At 60.2% G+C, this 5,027-nt stretch carries 4 protein-coding genes; 3 read left to right on the top strand and 1 reads right to left on the bottom strand.

Going from position 1 to position 5,027, the window contains the following annotated elements; all coding sequences use genetic code 11:
- The first annotated feature begins 314 nt into the window (after nt 1-314).
- The 3 genes from NW840_RS09920 (at nt 315) to glmS (ending at nt 4,380) form a co-directional block, all read left to right on the top strand.
- On the top strand, nt 315-1,121 hold the full coding sequence (locus NW840_RS09920; RefSeq protein ID WP_414343968.1) for an ABC transporter ATP-binding protein: 807 nt from the start codon (nt 315-317) through the stop codon (nt 1,119-1,121).
- Nucleotides 1,121-2,344 (top strand): MlaD family protein, encoded by a 1,224-nt coding sequence (locus NW840_RS09915; RefSeq protein ID WP_414343965.1) that lies wholly within the window; start codon nt 1,121-1,123, stop codon nt 2,342-2,344. Before NW840_RS09920 ends, NW840_RS09915 begins: the two co-directional genes overlap by 1 nt.
- Before the next feature lie 188 nt (nt 2,345-2,532).
- Nucleotides 2,533-4,380, top strand: coding sequence for a glutamine--fructose-6-phosphate transaminase (isomerizing) (gene glmS, locus NW840_RS09910; protein ID WP_414343963.1), 1,848 nt, complete (start codon nt 2,533-2,535; stop codon nt 4,378-4,380).
- On the opposite strand, the gene NW840_RS09905 is transcribed toward glmS, so the two are convergent.
- A complete protein-coding gene (locus NW840_RS09905; RefSeq protein ID WP_414343962.1) occupies nt 4,341-4,847 on the bottom strand; it encodes a heavy metal-responsive transcriptional regulator in 507 nt (168 codons plus the stop codon). The two genes, glmS and NW840_RS09905, sit on opposite strands and share 40 nt — an antisense overlap.
- Between the last annotated feature and the right edge of the window lie 180 nt (nt 4,848-5,027).

Genomic DNA, 5,027 nt, shown 5'->3' with positions numbered 1-5,027 from the left:
AGATAGGCAGGATGCGATCGCTTCTTTCCTGAACCATGTTCAGGAGAGTTCAGCGTGAATGTATCAGGTACGGCTTGGGCCTATCGCCAGGGATCCCTGATCTGCCTTGATAGGGCTGTGGGCTGCTTCATTGCCTTGGCCCCTGCCGACTCCTAAACTAGCAGTGAAGCCGACTCAAGGAGGGAAGCATCCTGAGCCCCCAGTTTTGCTTGAAATCATTGGTCAAGTGCTTCAGAAGCAGCATAGACAGCCCAAAGGAGCAGCAGGCCGCGGAAAATAGGCTCCAGCCTTTGGCGAGGGCGGAGGTTCTGAGCATGCCAGCAGTGCAGAGCACTGCCCCCTTGGTGGAGCTGCGCCAAGTTTCCAAGCGCTTCGGCTCGACGGTGGTGCTTGACCACGTGGATCTGAAGGTGTACCGGGGTGAGGCCCTGGGCCTGGTGGGGCCTTCGGGCACCGGGAAATCGACGCTGCTGCGCATCATTGCCGGCCTAACGGAGCCAGACGCTGGAGAAGTGCTCTGGTGCGGGATCCCACTCCCGGAGATTCAAGCCCATCATGCAACTCCCCCTTTGCGAGTAGGGATGGTGTTTCAGCAGGCCGCCCTCTTCGACTCCCTGACGGTGGAAGAAAACGTGGGGTTTTTGCTCTACGAGCACTCGCAGTTGCCCCGCTCCCGCATTCGGGAATTGGTGGCCGCCAAGCTGGAGGCGGTGGGACTGGCGGGCAAAGAGCACAACCTGCCAGAAGAACTCTCGGGGGGGATGCGCAAACGGGCCAGCTTCGCCCGCGCCATTATGGAGGATCCTTCTCTGCCCCAGGATGAGCCCCAATTGCTGCTGTACGACGAGCCCACAGCGGGCTTGGATCCCATTGCCTCCACGGTAATTGAAGATCTCATCCGGGAGCTGCAGCAGGTGAAAAAAGCCTGTGAGAGCTACATTGTGGTGACCCACCAGCACAGCACCATTTACCGCGCCACCGACCGCATTGTGTTGTTGGCCCAGGGGCAGGTGCAGTGGGAGGGATCCGTGCAGCAGATTGAAACGTGCGATAACCCCTTTGTGCGGCAGTTTTTCAGCGGTAGCGTAGAAGGGCCAATTCAAGTGGCGGGGCAGGTGTGATGCGTTCGCGAGCAGTGCGAGAAGGGGCAGTGGGCCTGTTGATCCTGGCGGGGGCGCTGGGCTTTGCCGGCCTGTTTTTGTGGATCTACAACCTGCGCTTTGGCAGTCGCGGCTTTCAATTTACCGTCACCTATACCAACGTGGTCGGGCTGGCCGAGGGATCCAGCGTGCGGCTGCGGGGGGTAACCATAGGTCGAGTGGAGCGTATCACGCCTCAACCCAATCAAGTGGAGGTGCAGGTGGCCATTGACCAGCCTTTGGCTATTCCCCGCAACGCCCTGTTTGTAACCAAACAGACGGGGTTGGTGGGGGAAACGGTGATGGATATCCTGCCCCAGGGGAGGGGTCAGGCGGCAACGGGATCCCCTCTGGCAGCGGATTGCGACAGCAGTCAAATCATCTGCGATGGGGATGTGGTGGAGGGCAAACCTGGAGTGGATTTTGGCCAGTTATTGATCCGGCTGGATCAGTTGCTCACACGGATCAACGACGATGAGCTCTTCGACACCCTTAACGCCACCCTAGAAGGGCTCACCCGCGTTGCCAATAGCGTGGCCGATCTCTCAGAAACCGTGGAAGAGCGAGTAGCTGCCCTGCGCACCGAAGATCTGGACTTGTTGCAATTCACCACGGCTGCCACGGCCATCCAAGACGCGGCTGGGGCTGTGAGGGGAACTGCCCGCAGTTTTCAAGCGGCTGCCGATCAATTCACCGCCCTGGTGGATCAAAACCGCACTTCCCTTAACGCCGTCCTGGAGAACATTCAGCAGGTGAGCGCCGATCTACAGGCCATGTCGAGCGCGGTGCGCCCGCTGGTTACCGATCCACAACTCCAGGCCGATGTGCGCCAGATCCTGGCCGAGGTGCGAGCGGCTGCGGAGAACGTGGCCCAAGCTACCGAAGATCTGCAGCAGATTGCCGCCAGCCTCAACGATCCGGGCACTTTAGCTACTCTGCGCCAAACCCTCGATTCCGCCCGCATCACCTTTCAGAATATGCAAAAAATTACCGCCGACATCGACGAGCTGACCGGGGATCCCCAGTTTCGCCGCGGCATTCGAGAGTTGGTGTTGGGGCTGAGCAACTTGGTCTCCAGCGTCCCTGGGGAAGATGGGATCCAGCCCGCGGTGGCCGAAGGTTATCAGTTCCATTTTGCGCCCGTCTCTTTTGCCCAGGGAGTTGCCCCTGGATCCCAAGGATGGCAGCCGCAGACTTCCCCATAAGTTGGCTGCCTTTCCCCTCTCTCTAGCGGGAGTCTGGGATCCCTGAGATGACCCGCTGAGGTAACAACGGCGGCCAAAGCCGTTGAAGGGATCCCGAAGCTGGGGTAGGCTTTGCGGATAAGGTGCTGTGCCTACGGCACCCCCTATGGCTACGCAACGCTGATGCGACTGAGGTTGAGGTGTGAGGAATGTGTGGCATTGTCGGCTACGTGGGTTTTCAGTGGGCTGCCCCCATCCTGTTGGAGGGCCTGCGCACCTTGGAGTATCGGGGCTATGATTCTGCCGGCATTGCCACAGTGGATCCCGAAGAAGGATTGAGAGTTGTCCGCGCTACCGGCAAGCTGCACAACCTGCTGGTGAAGCTGACGGCCAACATGCCCACGGCCAAGGTAGGGATCGGACATACCCGCTGGGCCACCCACGGCGGCGTGACCGAAGAAAATGCCCACCCCCAGTGCGACGAGCGCGGGCGCATTGTGGTGATCCAAAACGGCATTGTGGAAAACTACCTGGAGCTGAAGGAGCGTCTCCTGGAGCGGGGGATCCCATTCCGCTCCCAAACCGATACGGAAGTGATCGCCCAACTGCTCGGCCTCTATACAGAAGAGCTGGGCTCCTTTGAGGCGGCCTTTGGCCAGGTCATGGGGCAACTGCGGGGAGGAAACGCCGTAGTGGCTCTGGATCGGGAGGCGCCGGATCGGCTGATCGCAGCCCGTTTGGGCAATGCCGGAGCCGTGGTGGTGGGAGAGGGAGAAGGGGAAAACTTCGTGGCCTCCGATCTGCCTGCCATTGTCCGCCATACCCGCAAGGTGGTGTTCTTAGAAGATGGGGAAATGGCGGTTCTCACGGAGTCTCAAGTGCGCTACTTGCGCATTACCGGCGAGGAGCTGCGCAAATCCAGCATCACCGTGGCCTGGGATCCCGTCTCAGCCGCCAAGGGAGGCTACAAGCACTTCATGCAAAAGGAGATCTTTGAGCAGCCCCGCACCACCACCGATACGCTGCGGGGGCGGGTGGATCTGGAACAGGGCCGGGTGACGCTGGAGGGGCTAGCGCTTTCTGAGGGGCAACTGGCCCACATCGAGCACATCCACGCTGTAGCCTGTGGTACTGCCTGGCACGCCTGCTGGGTGCTCAAGTACTTCATCGAGAGCTTGGCCCGTACCCCTGTAGAGGTGGATTACGCCTCTGAGTTTCGCTACCGCCAGCCGGTGTTGCGCCCCAACCACCTGTTGCTGGCTCTAACCCAGTCGGGAGAAACCGTCGATACGCTGGCAGCCATGAGCGAGGCCCGCACCCAAGGGATCCCGACTCTGGCGATTGTCAACGCCATCGGATCCCAGGCCAGCCGTCTGGCGGATGCTGGAGTCCTCTACATCCATGCCGGGCCGGAGATTGCCGTGGCTTCCACCAAAGTGTTTACCGGCATGTTGGTGGCAGGGTACTTGCTGGCCCTGCAACTGGCCCAAGCCAAAGGGATCCTCAGCCCGGCCCAGATCCAAGCCCACCTGCAAGCCTTGATCGAGCTGCCGGGCAAGATCAGCCTGATGCTGAAGGACGCCGCCCTCTACGACCAACTGGCGGAGCAGTACCATCATGTTGCCAACATGCTCTATCTGGGCCGCTGGGTTAACGCCCCGATTGCCCTGGAAGGAGCTTTGAAGATGAAAGAGGTGAGCTATATCCACGCCGAAGGCTACCCGGCAGGGGAGATGAAGCATGGCCCTATCGCCCTCATCGACGAGCGGGTGCCGGTGGTGTGCATTGCCACCCGGGATCCCGTCTACGAAAAAATGCTCTCCAACATCGAACAGGTGCGGGCGCGGGGGGGACGGGTGATCGCCCTCATCAACCCCGAAGACACCCAGGTGCGGGAGAAAGCCGACCACATCATCGAGGTGCCCAGCACAACACCCCTGTTGTCGGCGGTTCTGAACGTGATCCCCCTGCAGTTGTTCGCCTACGCCATGGCTTTGCGCCGCGGAGCCGATGTGGATCAGCCGCGCAACTTGGCTAAGTCGGTAACAGTGGAGTAACGGCTGTCGCTCTTGCCACCGCCGGCCCCTGGTTTTTGCAAAATCGGGCAGATCACCTCTTTTTCATCAGCAGCCGCAGGGGGGATCTGCCAATCGGAGAGGAGACCTTGAATTTGGCTTTTCAGCGCTTGCAGATCGGCAATTCGCTGTTCAATCTCCTGCAGCTTGCCTTGCAGATGCTGGCGAATTTCTGGACAAGGCTGCTCCCCTCGGTCGTGGACATCCAGGATTTGGCGGATTTCTTCTAAGCTCAGGCCCAGGCTCTGGCAGCGGCGGATAAAGGCCAGACGAACCAAAACCGAAGGGTCGAACAATCGATAGCTGGACTCCGCCCGTTCCACCGTTGGCTTCAGCAGGCCAATCGACTCGTAGTAACGCACCGTGCGCACGGACAAGCCAGCTGCCAATGCCACCTGGCCGATCTTCAGGCTGGCAGACAAGTCCTGGACAGCAGCAGGATTCGACATGTCCCCAACTGGATCCCTGCAGATTTCTTCAGCGTGACATACTCCCACACTCATGCTGACGCAAAGCGCTCCGCGCCGCCAAAGCGAGAGAGTGCGGGCTTCAAGGACTCCGTCCCGCTGACGCGAAAAGAACGGGATGCCCCACCGCCCTGTGCTTGATGTTGATGGCCGCATGGTGGT

Origin of the sequence: Synechococcus sp. R5-13, assembly GCF_047462015.1 — a bacterium.
Taxonomy (GTDB): domain Bacteria; phylum Cyanobacteriota; class Cyanobacteriia; order Thermostichales; family Thermostichaceae; genus Thermostichus.
The sequence above is the reverse complement of the archived record's forward strand: the minus strand, read 5'-3'. Positions and strand labels throughout refer to the sequence as shown.